Below are 12434 nucleotides of genomic sequence, written 5' to 3'. Positions count from 1 at the left end.
GCTTGCGATCAGCCGAATGCCTCAAGGCTTCGTCATCCTGGCGCGGAGCAAGGAGCGAAGCGACACGCGCGGACCTTAGGATCCATGCCGTAACCTGGAAGCGTTGCCACGGTTCGGGTGCCGTGCTGGTGCTGCGGGAATTCCGCACCGCCGCGCTCCCCGCCGACTGACACGGCATGGATCCTCGGGTCAAGCCCGAGGATGACGATCGGAGGGGCTTCAGGCGCGCTACCCACACCGTTGTCGATACCGTGCACGATAGAAGCAAAGCGCCCCATTCCTTCGTCATCCTAGGGCGGAGCAAGGAGCGAAGCGACGCGCGCAGACCCTAGGATCCATGCCGGGACATCAGAACCACCGCGACAGCGCAGAATCTGCAGCCGTCGGTTCCACGAGCACGGTCACGGCATGGATCCTCGGTCAAGCCCGAGGATGACGAAGGGAATGCCCACGTCACCACCCAGTTCCGCGAAAGAGTTCGAACCAATCCGGATTGCCCTTCTCGATCAGCTCGATCTTCCATTGGCGAGGCCAGCGTTTCAGAGACTTCTCGCGCTGGATGGCATCGGTGATATCGAAATACTCTTCGTACCAGACCAGTCTTTGCACGCCGTATTGGCTGGTAAAGCGCGAACCCTGGCCGGACTTGTGCTCAGGCATTCGACGGCCAAGATCGTTGGTCACACCGATGTAGATCGTGCCACGCTTCTGGCTCGCGGTCATGTAAACGTAGCCGGCCATGAGGCGACCCTACTTGATGTTATTGCCGGTGGACATTCAGGCCGGTGGTATTCTGCGGCCAACGTCACGGCATGGATCCTAGGGTCTGCGCGCGTCGCTTCGCTCCTTGCTTCGTCCTAGGATGACGAAAGGTGGGTCGGCAAATCCCTGGCGAACCCGTCGATCTCCGCCCAGGGATCCCCCGACGTCTCCAGCAAGCCCGGCAGCGACGAATAGTTCAGGTCCTGCGGCGCGTCGATCGCTTCGAGGTCCGCCCAGCTCACTGGTGTCGAGGCCGGCAGATTGGTGCGGGCGCGCAGCGAATAGGGCGCGGCGGAGGTGTGGCCGCGCGCGTTGCGGTGATAGTCGATGAAGATGCGCTTCTTGCGGTTGTCCTTGCCCATGGTGGTGGTGAAAGTGTCCGGCGCGGTCGCCGCCAGATGCGTTGATATCGCGCTGGTCGCCTGGTGCAGCTTCTTCCAGTTCTGCTTTTGCGTCACCGGCACGGTGATGTGGATGCCGCTGCCGCCGGAGGTTTTTGCAAAGGGCACCAGCCCCAGCCCCTCCAGCTCGCTTTTGATGTGCACGGCGGCCTCGACCACCTCGCGCCACGAAATGCCCTCGCCCGGATCGAGGTCGAGGACAATCTGGTCGGGCTTGTCGAGGCTGGCGCGGTGGGTGCCCCAAGTGTGGAACTCGACGACGCCGAACTGCGCCAGCGCCAGATAGCCCTTGACCCCTTCGACCGAGAGATAGGATTTGGTCTCGCCCTCGGAATTGGTCGCCTGGAACGTCACCACCGAGGGCGGCATGCCGGTGAAGGCGTGGCGCTGGAAGAAGCAGTCCTTGGGCAGGCCGGTCGGGCAGCGCACCAGCGACACCGGCCGCCCAAGGATATGCGGCAGCATGAAGTCGCCGACCAGCGCGTAGTAGACGGCGATATCAAGCTTGGTTGGCCCGGTCTTGCCGAACAGCCGCCGCTCCGGATTGGTCACCCAGATGGTGGCAAGGTCGGCTTCCGAGATCAGCCGCTTGCGCTTGGCCGAGACCGGCGTCGACAGGCCGACATCCCTGAGGCCGCGAAACACGCCATGGCGCAACGCATTGTCCGCCGTGCGGTTGGCGTAGTGAATGCGCGCCGAAAACAGCGGCTTGACCCAGTGCATCTCGCGCATGATCTCGCGCGGCACGCCCTCGGGCGCCGTCGCGCCCGAGGTGATCGGCTCCAGCCGGGCCAGCAGGTCGGCCGCCGTCTCGGCGTCGAAGCCGGTGCCGACCTTGCCGCGATAATGCAGTTCGCCATCCTCCCACTCGGCCATGCCAAGCGCGGCCAGCCCTTCCGCCGCTTCCGAGGTCGTGTAACCCGCAATGACGAAATCGCCGTTCTTCAGCGCCTTGGTCTTGGTCCAGCTCTTGGTGCGGCCGCTCTGGTAGATGGCCGTGGCGCGCTTGGAGACGATCCCTTCGAGGCCCAGATCGGAAGCCTGGTCATAGAGCCCCTGCCCCGAGCCTTCGACATGATCGGAGAACTGGATGGCGGAATTGGCGCCGAGGCCGGTGAGCAGTTCGACCAGCAACGCCTTGCGCCGGATGAGCGGCACCTTCGTCAAATCCCAACCGTCGAGATGCAGCAGGTCGAAGGCATAAAAATGCAGCTTGCTGCCGGCGCCCTCGGCCAGCGCGTCCTGCAGCAGCGCGAAACGGGAAATGCCCTTGGCGTCGAGCACGACGATCTCGCCATCGATGATCGCCTCGCGGCAAGGCAGTCTGGCAAAGGCATGCGGGAGATCACCATAGCGCTTCGTCCAGTCGATGCCGCCACGCGTGATCAGCCGCACCTCTCCGTCGGACAGATGCGCCATGGTGCGGTAGCCGTCGAATTTGATTTCGTGCAGCCAGAGCTCGTTCGTGTTCTCGGCAAGGCTTTCGCCGCCCGGCGGCTTCGGCACCTGTGTCGCCAGCTGCGGCTCGATGCGCCGGAGCGCCGGCGCCTTGACCGCGCCCGGCAGCGTGCCGGGCTTCAGCGAACCCGGCTTCGGCGCGGACTTCGCCGCCGGCTTCGGCGGCGCCACCAGCTCCTCGATGCGCAGGCCGGATTTCACGCTCTCCGGCCGCGCCTCGAGGATGTCGAGCCTGGTGTCGGAAGCGAGGTCGCGCTCCTTGAACAGCAGCCAGTTCTTCTTGTTCTCATCCTCGCCGGCCTTGGGCTTCAGGCGGGTCAGCATCCAGCCGCCATTGAGCTTTTCGCCGGCCAGCCGGAACTTGAAGGCGCCGGTCCTGAGGCTCTTCTCGACATCGTCCATCGGCGCCCATGTGCCGGTGTCCCAGACGATCATCGGCCCGCCGCCATATTCGCCCTCGGGAATGACGCCCTCGAAGTCGATATATTCGAGCGGATGGTCCTCGGTCTCGACCGCCAGCCTCTTGTCGGCTGGATTGAGCGAAGGCCCGCGCGGCACCGCCCAGCTCTTCAGCACATCGCCGACCTGCAGGCGCAGATCGTAGTGATCGGCGGTTGCGTGGTGCTTGTGCACGACGAAGCGGTTGCCGCCGGTTGGCCCGGCGAGACTGCCGGCTGGCTCCGGCGTGCGGGAAAATTCGCGCTTGGCGCGGTAGGATTTGAGGTTGGAGGGCATGGGTTAGGTAGGCGTGATGGCAGGCGTAAGCAATGAGCGCCGCGTTCCTTCGCGCCCCCCTCTGTCCTGCCGGACATCTCCCCCACAAGGGGGGAGATCAGATGTCATCGCCGCCTTCGCTAACCGCCGACGTTGTAAAGGGAGCGCCGGCGCTGGAACTGTTAATCTCCCCCCAAGTGGGGGAGATGTCCGGCAGGACAGAGGGGGGCGCTGTCCCGCCGGCCTTGCCGTTTTCATCCTAGGGACAGCCCTTCAATCGTCAGCAGCCGGTGTCAGTTCGAGTTCGGCCGGCGTCAACCCCTGCTGCAACTGGGCAAGCCGGAACTCGTCGACCCAATAGGCCTCGCCGTCGACCAGCACGCGCGCCCGGTAGGCGCCGTCCGAAAAGCTCTGCGCGGTGATGTAGACCTTGTGGCGGTCGAGCGCCTTGCGCACGGCGGCACGCTTGGCATTCTGGCCGGTGACGGGACTGAACATGACGCTGCCCTCGGTCGCCCTGACACGCAACATGGCCGCTTCCGCGGCCCGGCGACTGGGCTCAAGGATGACGGAGACGCGCTGTCCTGTCAATTTGGTGGGCCACGCCCTTCGGCGATTGACGACCCGCTGGTGTCAGGCGAGTTGCGATGGGAGGAATTTTTCCAGACCTTCGAAGGGCTTCGCGCCTCGGCTTGAATCAAGAGCTGAGGCAGGAATGCCCGCCTTACACATCCTCGCTGTCGAAGATCAGCATATCGGCGCCGCCGGTCGCGAAGACCCGGAGGTCGGCGGCGGTCGCCTGCCCTTCGGCGCTGGCGAATGCATTCTGGATGGCGGCCAGATCGTCGAACCGCAAGGTGGCGACCAGATGGACCTTTGCCGGCCCCGCTGGGGTCATCACCGGACCGCTGCTGATTTCGTAGCGTCGCAATCCCGGGATGGTCTTGGCCAACGGAATGTGTTTTTCGCGATAATAGGCGTCGAACGCCGCCGGATCCGCGGGCGTGCCATACATCACCACCAGGCTTGCCATCATTCCCTCCCCGAAGCCGTTGCTCTTTCGGCAGCGTGATGGTTTGCGGGGAGCCCGTCAATCCGTGTTGGCGGGAACCTCAGTTCTTCAATCGCCGCAGCCGGCGCATCACGCCCTGCACCGCCTTGAACAGTCCCGGCCTGGAGCGCACGAAAAGTTCGGTCTTTCCGCGCAGCTTGATATAGGCGGTCGCGCCCCCGCCTCGCAGCGTCATCGCCTCGCACAACTCGGCCAGCACCGCGCTCGAAGCGCCGATATGCTGCTTGTACCCCTGGCTGCCGACCGACAGGTCGAAATAGTCGAGCCCCCGGGCGCGCGCCCACATCATCAGCTTGCCGATCGTCGTCAGGCCTGGCGGGGTGTTGGCCACCGCGTCCTGGTCGATCCCCAGCAGAAGGGCGTGCAAGGTGCCCTTCATGACCAGCACGTAGATCACGGCGAGATAGGCTTCCCCGACACGCAGCCCGAACAGCCGCACCGAGCCGTCGGACAGACCTTGCAGGGCGGCGTCGCGGTAGAACGCGACGACCGGCGCCTGCGTCAGCAGGTCGAAACGCCCGAGCTCGCGGAAGCGGTTGAGCCTGAGCTCCAGCAGCGTCGCGAACTGCTTCTCCACCATATCGGGCGTTCGGGCTTCGACCAGATCGAGCTTGCCCATCTGTTCGAAACGGCGGCAGTGCTTGTGGAAATTCTTGGCGAAGGACGATTTGCAGATGCGCTTGATCAGCGTCTCCGGCTCGCCATCCATGGCCAGGCCCGAGGCGATCTGGATGGAGTCGCGCGACGCCGAAAGCAGCGCCAGCGGATTGGCGACGCCGTGGATCCGTTGCGGGATCCCCGCGATATGGATTCGGTCCGCCGGCGGCAGCACGGCACGGACCGCCGCCCAGGCGGCGTCCGCGCTCTGTTGGGTCCAGGGTCTCGCGTCGGCCAGCAGCGGCGCCGAATAATCGCAGACTCCGCAGCTCAGCCATTCGATCACATGATGGCCCAGCGCCCGGCGCCGCATCAGCGGCAGCAGCATGGCCGGTGCGCCCGTGGCGGCGTCGTTGACCTCGACGACGAGCAGGTCGGCACTTTTGGGCATCAGCCATCTGGCGATCCCTTCCACCCAGGCAAAGGCCTGGTGGCCGGTGCACAAACCATTCGCCTCGAGGCGCAGCCACAGCGGCTTTACGCTGTCGAGGCTGGTGTGCAGCCGCGCCGTATAGCGCGCGGAGGTGCCGGTGCCCGCGGCAACCAGCGAAACCGGCCCGTCGGGTCTATCAGTCATCGCAGCCGCTCGCATTGCCTGGCTTGCCACATGCTTCTCCTGTCGTTCTGGCCCGCCCTCAGCTTCCTCCACGCAAGCGCCGCAAACCCCGCATCGTTCCCTGGACCGCCTTGAGCAGCCGTGGGTTGGCGCGCACGAAAGCCTCGGCCCGGTTGCGGAACTCGATGGCGTTGCTCGCCACACTGCCCCGCATCGTGAACCCGTGGCGGAGTTCGGCCAGGACCGAACCCGTGGCGCCCATATGTTGCTTGTAGCTCTGGTTTCCGACCGACAGGTCGAAATAGCCGAGCCCCTGTTCGCGTGCCCAGCTCATTAACCTGCCCATGATTGCAAGTCCCGGTGAGACGTTGGGCACGACACTCTGGTCCATCGCTATCAGGAGAGCGTGAACGGTCCCTTGATGGACCAGCAGATATTGAACCGCGATCAGGGCCTCGCCGACGCGCAGGCCGAAAAGCCGCACCGAACCGTCCGACAGGGCCCGAATGGCTGCGTTCAGGTAGAAATCGACAATCGGCTTCTGCGTCAGCAGGTCGAAGCGGCCAAGCTCGCGAAAGCGGTCGAGCCGCATCCGGACCAGCTCGCCGAAAGTATCCTCCACCTTGGCCGACGTATCGGCCTCGACCAGTTCCACGCCGCCGAGCCGTTCGAGGCGGCGCCAGTCCTTGCCGAACTCCTTGACGAAGGAGGGCCTGCACAGGCGCTTGAGGACGGTTTCCGGGTCGCCGTCGATGGCGAGGCCGAAGGTGGTCTGGATGGAATCGCGCGTGGCCGGCAGCAAAGCCAGCGGATTGGCAACGCCGTGGATCCGTTGCGGAATTCCAGTGATGTGGACGCGGTCCGCCGGCGGCAGCACGGAACGCACCGCCGCCCATGCGGCCTCGGCCGATTGCCTGGTCCACGGGTTCGCATCCGCCAGCAGCGGCGCCGAATAGTCGCAGACGCCGCAGCTCAACCATTCGATCACCCAATGGTGGAAAGAGCGCCGCCGCATCAGTGGCACCAGCATCCTGGGCGCGCCCGTCGCGGCGTCCCTCACCTCGACGATGATCGCTTCGGCACCTTTCGGCATCAGCCGCGCGATGATCTCCTCGGCCCACGCATAATGCTGGTGGGCGGTGCACACGCCGTCTGCCTGGAAACGCAGCCAGAGCGGCCTGACCGTTTCGAGGCTGGTGTGCAATCGTGCCGTGTAGATGTCGTTCGCGGCTATGGCGACGGGAGGAGAGACCTGCCCGCCGGGCACGTCGGTCACCTCAGCAATTCGCACTGCCTGGCCTGCCACATCCCTCTCCTATCGTTTTGCCGCGGCGAACGTGACCGCCCGCCGCCGCCACGAACCCGGCAGACTGTCGTGCTGCTGGTCCGGATGCTCGATGTTCCACATGCGGTGATGCGTGAAATACCATGATGCCGCGAGCACGAAGGTCTCGGAGACCGCCGAACCCAGCAGCGCCCAGGGTGGGGAGGCGATCGCCAGCAGGATCGCGATCAGCGCCAACCCGACGATCGCGCCGCCCATCGTGATGAAGGCGACGATCCGGAAATCGCCGAGGATTTCGAGGACGATGCGGGGCATGATGTAAAGCATGATCGGGACGAAATTCGCGATCACGAAAAGCCCGATGAACCCGACCGAGGCATCCTGGAGAGCCTGGGATTTCACCATCGGCAGGACGAACATGACAGCGCATCCATAGACCAGGCCGCCCAGCCCCATGACGAGCGACCAGATCTTCGCCTGCGTCCAGACGCGGCCTGTTTCATTGTGCTGCATGAGCTTCGCGAGTTCCGGCTGCGTCATGTTCACGAAGGCAAGACTGATGATGCGCAACGGCGCAAAGAACACCAGCACCGCCGCCAGCGGTGCGTAGGCGGCAGGCCCGGCGATGCCCGCGACCAGCAGCGCCAGGCATTGCCCCTGGATGTTGGTGGTGGTCGCGCTGAAGGCCGACCAGCACAGCTGGCGCCAGAGCCTGGCATAGCGCCGCCGCGTCGGCATGCGGAAGCTGATGCGAAGCGTGCGGCGCGCCAGCCGGACCAGGACGAGGATGCCAACCAGATTTGCCGCGGTAAGCGCGTAGAACGTGGCCTGCAGCGCGTCCTTTGCAAACCAGACTGCCAGCCCGGCCAGCACGGTGCCGGAGATTGTGAAGGCGGCATCGCTGATGGAGACGATCACCTGCAGGCGGCGCGCGAAGAATGCCGTGCGCATGTGGCTGCGCAGCGACCAGGCGCCGACGAAGCAGCCGGCGGCTATGCCGCTCGGGTCGCCCAGGAGATGCATCAGGACAGCCGTGCCTATCGCCATCAGCAGTGCCACGACCAGCGCCGCCGTTCCGAAGGCCACGTCATGGGCGTCGACGCCGGCGCTGTTGGTGCTCTTGCCCATCCATATCGAGGCCGGAACGGCGGTCAGCGACCTGATATAGGACAGGCCGACCCCGCCCATCACCATGGCGATGGCGAAAAGGCCGTAGCCTTGCGCCGACAGCATGTGCAGCAGCGTGATGTTGAGGGCAAAGTGAAAGCCGCTCTGCATCGCCTCGCCGCCGATCATCAGCACGAGCCGCCGCACCAGATGGCCAGGAAATTTCATGGCCGTGTCTCCGCCTGGCGGGCGGTTGCCGCCCTGGCCGGCCTTGCCATGGCCGCTTTCAGTTTGTCGGCGGCGATGGCGGTGATCGCGGCCGCGGCGACCGGCTCGCTGAATAGCGTCTCGTAGCGTTTGCGCCCGGCGGCGACAAAACCGCGCCAGGTTTCGGGCCGCAGGACGATCTCCTGCAATTTCGCGGCGAGTGCGGCTGCGTCGCCCGGCGGAACGTGCCAGCCGGTCTCGCCGTCGGCGACCACTTCGACCAGCCCGCCGATCGCCGAAACCAGCGGCGGGCGGCCATGGGCCATCGCCTCGATGGCGACGCGGCCGAGCGATTCCGGGCGCCGCGACGGCACGGCGACGATGTCGGCCCAGCGATAATGCTCGGACGGGTCCCGTATGAACGGCAGCACGCTGACCCGCTCGGTGAGCCCCATGCCGCCGACCAGTTCGGCGAGCGCACGCTCGCGCTCGACGCTTTCGAAGGCGCCGCCGACAAGCCGCACCTCGATCCTCGGCTTCAGCTCCGCCGGCAGCGAGGCGATCGCTTCCAGCAGCACCTCCTGGCCCTTGATCCTGTTGACGCGGCCAAGCAGCAGCACGCGCAGTGGGCGCTTGCCGTCATAGGTCATCGCTTCGGCCGCCGCCGGACCGGCAACGCCATTATAGACGACATGGGAGCGCGCCGATCCGGGATCGCCGAACGCGGCGCGCGTCGCCTTCGAATTGAAGATGAGATCGGCATGGCTCCAATGCATCAACCCGACGAGGATCCGGCGCAGCACGCCTTCGGGAATTTCGTGGATGTGCAGCAATGCCTTGTGCGGGAGAAGACGCGCCGCCAGCGCGTAATCGGCCACGATCGAGGTGTTGACATAGGTGAGATCGCAATCCCTTAGCCGGCGCCATGCCCGCCAAGCCGCGACCGGCAGCCGCGCCATCTCGATGGTGGCGAGGCGCGCCATGGCCTGGCGCCTCAGCACCCAAAGCGGCTCGAAGACGATGCGGCTGGCGTGAGGTTCCAGGATCTGCACGATCGGCCCGCTACGCGGCAGGACCACCTCGATGTCGGCGGACGGAAACGCGGCGCGCAACGCGGCGACGCTCTCCGCGAAGCTGCGGTCGGAGCCATAGAGCTCATAGCCCTGATGGACGCATGCAATCCGCATATTCCCAAGCATCTTTCTGCCAGGGGAAGTTTGACGATCCCCGCCGCCTGACGGTACAGGCGACTGGAAATCTCAAGCCCAACACCCTTTGGACTTTCACTGGTTGCCGGTATGGTCATGAAGCGGATGTCGAATCCGGATCAGCCACACCATTCCGCACGTCCTCCGCCGATTCTGACGCACAGAAATCCCTGAGCAAGGATCATGCCGGGCCTGATTTCTCCGTCTGGTGGTCGCCAGGGCCGGCAATGCCTCGTTTCGATACACATACGTGCGGAAAGTTGACCGATAGTGAAACGACTCCGGCGTTCGGAAGAAATATTTTACAACCCGGGTGCGATAATTGCCGCGTCGGAGCTGGCAGACATGTTGCATGCCAGCTTTCGAGATCAGACAGCCTCGCACCGCGGATCGAGCGGACTTGAAAGCGCCAATGGCCATGAAATCGGAAAAGCCCTCCATCCTGATCCTGGGAACGCGCGGCATCCCCGCGGCCCATGGCGGCTTCGAAACCTTCGCCGAGAAGCTGGCGCTTTTTCTTGTCGGGCGCGGCTGGAAGGTCGGGGTCTACTGCCAGGACGAGGTTGCGCGGGTCGACCAGAGGGTGCGCGTCGCAAGCTGGAACGGCATCGACCTCATCCACATCCAGGTCGCCTCGAAAGGCCCGCGCGCGACGCTGGAATTCGACTGGCAATGCGTGCTCGACGCCGCCCGGCGGCCCGGCGTCTGCCTCGTGCTTGGCTATAATGGCGCGGTCTTCCTGACCTGGCTCAGGCTGATGCGGCGCAAGATCATCACCAACATGGACGGCATCGAGTGGCGCCGGCCCAAATGGGGTGCCGCGGCGCGCACATGGTTCTGGCTCAACGAGTGGCTTGGCGCCTGGGCCTCGCACCGCCTGATCGCCGACCATCCCGTCATCGCGGATCATCTGGCAACGCGCCGGCCGCGCAGCGCCATCGCCACCATCGCCTATGGCGCCGACCCGGTGACAGCGGCACCGGAGGCGCCGGTGCGCGCGCTCGGCCTCGAGCCTGGAAAATACCTGATCTCGATCGCGCGCATCGAGCCCGATAACAACATACTGCCGATCGTCGAAGCCTTCTGCAGCCAGAAGCGCGACATGAAGCTGGTGGTGCTGGGCACGCTTTCCGATGACATTCCCTACCATGTCGCCGTCCGCAAGGCGGCGAACGGCTCGGTCGTCCTGCCGGGCGCCATCTATGACCAGGCAACGGTGAAGGCTCTCAGGTTCCACGCCCGCGCCTATCTGCATGGCCACACGGTCGGCGGCACCAACCCGTCACTGGTCGAGGCGCTGGCCGCCGGCAACATGGTGATCGCCCATGACAATCCGTACAACAGATGGACCGCGGGCACCGCCGCCATCCACTTCACGGACACGCAGAGCTGCGCCGAGCGGATGCGGCAGGCGATGGAAGATGACGCGCTGGTCAAGGCCGGTGGTGAAGCCGCCAGGAAGCGTGCGCGCGAAGCCTTCCGCTGGGACGACGTCCTGCTTGCCTATGAGAATGAAGCCTACCGGCTTCTCGGCGCTCGATCGCGGCCGGCCGCGATCGAGCGCCCCTCGCCCGGCGCCGTATGACGGGCTGGTCGCGGCGGCGGCTTCTGCGCACCGCGCTGTCGACGGCGCTGATGCCCGCCGCGCTGGCGCCGCTTTCGCCCATGGCGCCCGCCCTTGCCGCCAGCGCAGAATGGCGTTTTCGCCGCGGCGTCAATGCCTGGCCGTGGTTCGCGCTGACGCGCGAATTCCCGGCGCCGCGCACCGACTATGACTGGCCGCCCTTCCAGTCGCAGCGCCCAGTGCCGACACCGGACGACCTTCACCGACTGCGCCGGACGGGGCTCGACTTCATCCGCCTGCCCGTCGATCCCGGCCCGTTCCTGGCGGCCGAGCCCGCCACGCGCGGCAAGCTGCTGGACATGATCGACGCGGCGGTCGCCGCCGCGCTCGAGGCCGGTCTCGGCATCATCGTCAACGTCCAGGCCAATGGCGCCACCCATTACTGGAATCCCGATCGCATGGTCTCCAGCACCGCCGCGCCCGAATTCGAAGCCTATCGCGGATTGGTCGGCGAACTGGCCGGCAGGCTGGAACGGTTTCAGCCGGGCATGGTGGCGCTGGAGCCGGTCAACGAGCCGCCGCAATCCTGCGATTCCGACGTCTGGTCGCAGGTCCAGGCAGCCCTTCTGACGGCGGCCAGGGCGTCATCCCGTAGCTTGCCGCTGGTCGTCACCGGAGGCTGCGGCTCGATGGTGGGTGGGCTGGCGGCACTCGATCCGGCGCCGCTGGCCGCCTTCGAGCCGATCCTGTTCACCTTCCACTTCTACGAACCCTATCTGTTCAGCCACCAGGGCGCGCCCTGGATGCGCGAACCCGTCTACCGCGCGCTCAACAATGTGCCCTGGCCGGCATCCGCCGGCTCGCTCGAGCGGACGCTGGCTTCCGTCAGGGCGCGCATGGCCAAGGATACCGAAACCACGGACGAGGCCAAGAAAGCCGCCTATGCGCAAACCGAACGTGTGCTGAAGGTCTATTTCGACGCCCGGCCCGACCGCTGGTTCATCGACAAATATCTCGGCCAGGCGCGCGACTGGGCCGATAGCCACGGCATCGCGCCGGCGCGCGTCATCATGGGCGAATTCGGCGCGCTGCGCACTGACGCCCGCTACACCGCCGCGCCCAACCCCGACCGTGCCCGTTACATTTCCGATGTCAGGCAGAGCGCCGAGTCGTTCGGTTTCCCCTGGGCGTTCTGGGACCTCTTCGACGGCATGGGCATGATGGACGACGCCACGCGAGCGCTGGACCCGGCGATGGTCGAGGCGCTTGGGTTGAGGATGGCGGAGTAGGAGACCGCGACCGTCGCACCTTCCTCAACTTCGTCATCCTAGGGTCTGCGCCGCGTCGCTTCGCTCCTTGCTACGCCCTAGAGCGTTTCACGTTTTGACGGAAGCGTAGCCGGCGTTTGCGAAATAGTTCTTGCATTCGTTGGCCTCGATCGTT

10 protein-coding genes are annotated in these 12434 nt (G+C 65.5%); 2 read left to right on the top strand and 8 right to left on the bottom strand.

Annotation, left to right across the window (positions count from 1 at the left end):
- Positions 1-453 precede the first annotated feature (453 nt).
- From FJ930_RS15765 to FJ930_RS15725, 8 genes are all read right to left on the bottom strand, one after another.
- Positions 454-741, bottom strand: coding sequence for a GIY-YIG nuclease family protein (locus FJ930_RS15765; protein WP_141838864.1), 288 nt, complete (start codon positions 739-741; stop codon positions 454-456).
- Positions 742-857: 116 nt separating this feature from the next.
- The gene (gene ligD, locus FJ930_RS15760; protein WP_141838862.1) at positions 858-3356 is read right to left on the bottom strand and encodes a DNA ligase D; all 2499 of its coding nucleotides are present in this window, start codon (positions 3354-3356) and stop codon (positions 858-860) included.
- Between the two features lie 252 nt (positions 3357-3608).
- Positions 3609-3833: a hypothetical protein gene (locus FJ930_RS15750; protein WP_140611511.1), complete on the bottom strand. Its 225-nt coding sequence runs from the start codon at positions 3831-3833 to the stop codon at positions 3609-3611.
- Positions 3834-4059: 226 nt separating this feature from the next.
- A complete protein-coding gene (locus FJ930_RS15745; protein ID WP_141839114.1) occupies positions 4060-4368 on the bottom strand; it encodes an EthD family reductase in 309 nt (102 codons plus the stop codon).
- A 79-nt stretch (positions 4369-4447) separates the two neighbouring features.
- Entirely contained in the window at positions 4448-5641 is a 1194-nt protein-coding gene (locus FJ930_RS15740) for a GNAT family N-acetyltransferase (protein ID WP_246676926.1), read from the bottom strand.
- A 58-nt stretch (positions 5642-5699) separates the two neighbouring features.
- Positions 5700-6926, bottom strand: coding sequence for a GNAT family N-acetyltransferase (locus FJ930_RS15735; RefSeq protein ID WP_141838858.1), 1227 nt, complete (start codon positions 6924-6926; stop codon positions 5700-5702).
- A 9-nt stretch (positions 6927-6935) separates the two neighbouring features.
- On the bottom strand, positions 6936-8240 hold the full coding sequence (locus FJ930_RS15730) for a hypothetical protein (protein ID WP_141838856.1): 1305 nt from the start codon (positions 8238-8240) through the stop codon (positions 6936-6938).
- Positions 8237-9406: a glycosyltransferase family 4 protein gene (locus FJ930_RS15725; protein ID WP_141838854.1), complete on the bottom strand. Its 1170-nt coding sequence runs from the start codon at positions 9404-9406 to the stop codon at positions 8237-8239. The genes FJ930_RS15730 and FJ930_RS15725 overlap by 4 nt, the downstream gene beginning before the upstream one ends.
- Before the next feature lie 439 nt (positions 9407-9845).
- Between FJ930_RS15725 and FJ930_RS15720 the strand changes: the two genes are divergently transcribed.
- Complete coding sequence (locus tag FJ930_RS15720) at positions 9846-11012, top strand: DUF1972 domain-containing protein (RefSeq protein WP_141839111.1); 1167 nt, start codon at positions 9846-9848, stop codon at positions 11010-11012.
- Positions 11009-12280, top strand: a complete 1272-nt coding sequence (locus tag FJ930_RS15715; protein ID WP_141838852.1) for a cellulase family glycosylhydrolase — start codon at positions 11009-11011, stop codon at positions 12278-12280. The genes FJ930_RS15720 and FJ930_RS15715 overlap by 4 nt, the downstream gene beginning before the upstream one ends.
- Positions 12281-12434 lie beyond the last annotated feature (154 nt).

Source organism: Mesorhizobium sp. B2-4-15 (assembly GCF_006658505.1).
Classification (GTDB): domain Bacteria; phylum Pseudomonadota; class Alphaproteobacteria; order Rhizobiales; family Rhizobiaceae; genus Mesorhizobium.
The sequence above is the reverse complement of the archived record's forward strand: the minus strand, read 5'-3'. Positions and strand labels throughout refer to the sequence as shown.